Here is a 1,876-nt window from a genome sequence, read left to right on the forward strand (position 1 = left end):
CCTCCTCTACAACGGTGGGGGGACGGAGATCTGGGCGAACATCCCCGCCGCGGTGACCAGCATGTCCGGCGACCTGGTCCCCTGGCAGAAGACGGTGGGAACTGCCTTCTCCATAAGCCTGGGCCTATTGGCCCTGCCGGACCTTCTGATCATGATCTTCTCCGCGCGGGACGGCCGGGTGGTCAAGTTCGCCGGGATCTACAGCCCCATCGCCATCGCCATCTACGCCCTCTGCATCTTCTCCATAGGAGTCCTCGCCTACGGGGTCTTCTCCGCCGAGGAGCTGGCGCCCTTCATCAAAAACCCGGACAGCTTCGTCCCCTTCGTCGCCACCTCGCTTTTGCCGCCGGGCTTTGACGCCATCATCCTCCTTGCGGCGATATCGGCGGCCATGTCCACGATCAGCGCCATCGTCCTGGTCACGACCACCTCCCTCACCGCCGACACCCTCCGGTTCCTCCGGCCCGAGATCCCCGACGACCGGGTCCTGGTCCTGACCAGGGTGGTGGGGGTCCTGATCATCGTCGTCTCCGCCCTCATGGCCAGAAACGTCCCCGAGCTGATCGTGCCCCTGGTCTCCCTGAGCATGGGGGTGATCGCCTGCTGCGTCTTCATCCCCCTCTTATTCGGCCTCTACTGGGACCGTGGGACCTCGACCGGCTTCGTCTCGGGGCTCGTCGCCACCTTCGTCTCCATCGTCGCCTGGAACTTCTACGGAAACCCCCTCATCCACCCGGTGATGGTCGGCATCGTTGTGGGGACGGTGGCCTACCTTGCGGCAAGCCTGGCCACGAAGCCCCCGGATTCCTCTTCGATCATCTCGGTCGGAGGCGGGGAGGAGTAGCCGTCCTCTCCGCCCTCTTCAAAGGTCACCGGGGGGCGTCGATCCCTCCGACCCCAGCCCGGCCAGAACCTCCGGCAAAAAGATATAGCCAGACGGGGCCTGATAGCTCATGGCCAGAGGAAGTTCGAAGAGAAGAATCCGATTCGGAGGGTGGTGAGAGATGCCCACGATGAAGATCCGGGGCGGGGACCTGGACCTGGTGGAGTACGAGTTCAGCCCCTTCTCCCCCGGCGAGAAGATCAACACCCTGGGGATCAAAAAGCATCGGGAGCTTGAGCCGGTCGAGGGGAAGGTGAGGGTCACGACCCCGGCGAGGATCCACCTCACCGTCCTGGACATGAACCGGTTTGCGCCCAACAGGCCCGGCGGCGGCGGGGTCGGCTTCGCCCTCCAGATTTATTGCTTTGCCGAGGTGGAGTGCACGCCGGAAGAGACGGTCGTCGACTACCCAAGAGAGCCGATCGTCCGCCATTTCGCCGAGGTCTTCAAAAAGACTGTCGGCTACTCCGGTGGCTTCAAAATAAAGGTCCGTGACCACGAGCAAAAGCACGTCGGCCTCGGCTCCACCGGCTCGGTCCTGGTGGCACTGGCCACCGCCATGAACGAGGCCGTCGGCGCTCAACTGACAAAAGATGAGATCAGGCTGTTGATCGGGAACAACTACGTCGAGGAGACCGAGGACGGCCGGGTCACTCTGGGCTTTGAGACCGGCGTCGGCCCCGCCGCCGTCACCTACGGCGGGATGGCGGTGACCGGCGACGAATTGGCCCTCGCCTACCACCACCCCTTCGCCGAAGGAAAGAACGTCTTCGTGATCATCCCCGCGACCGCCGTCTCCTCCTCGGGGAGGGAGGAGTTCGACCTTCTTATGAACAGGGCCCGAAACCTCGACTACCAGGACCGGGAGCTTAAAGCCTACTTCATCCTCATGGACCTGATCCCGGCCCTGGAGCGGGGCGACCTCAAGAAGATCGGGGAGGTCATCTGGGAGATCGAGTTCCGGGGGTCGAAGCGGGCCGAGGTCGAGCACCA

General features: G+C 63.8%; 2 protein-coding genes. Both read left to right on the forward strand.

Annotated features, from left to right (window positions below; translation table 11 throughout):
- The coding region (locus ACP5EL_RS10300; RefSeq protein WP_428402421.1) for a sodium:solute symporter family transporter at nt 1-844 on the forward strand (844 nt) is incomplete at its 5' end.
- Nucleotides 845-1,004: 160 nt separating this feature from the next.
- The coding region (locus ACP5EL_RS10305; protein ID WP_428402422.1) for a GHMP kinase at nt 1,005-1,876 on the forward strand (872 nt) is incomplete at its 3' end.

The sequence above is a fragment of the Methanocrinis sp. genome, from assembly GCF_049974945.1.
Taxonomy (GTDB): Archaea; Halobacteriota; Methanosarcinia; order Methanotrichales; family Methanotrichaceae; genus Methanocrinis.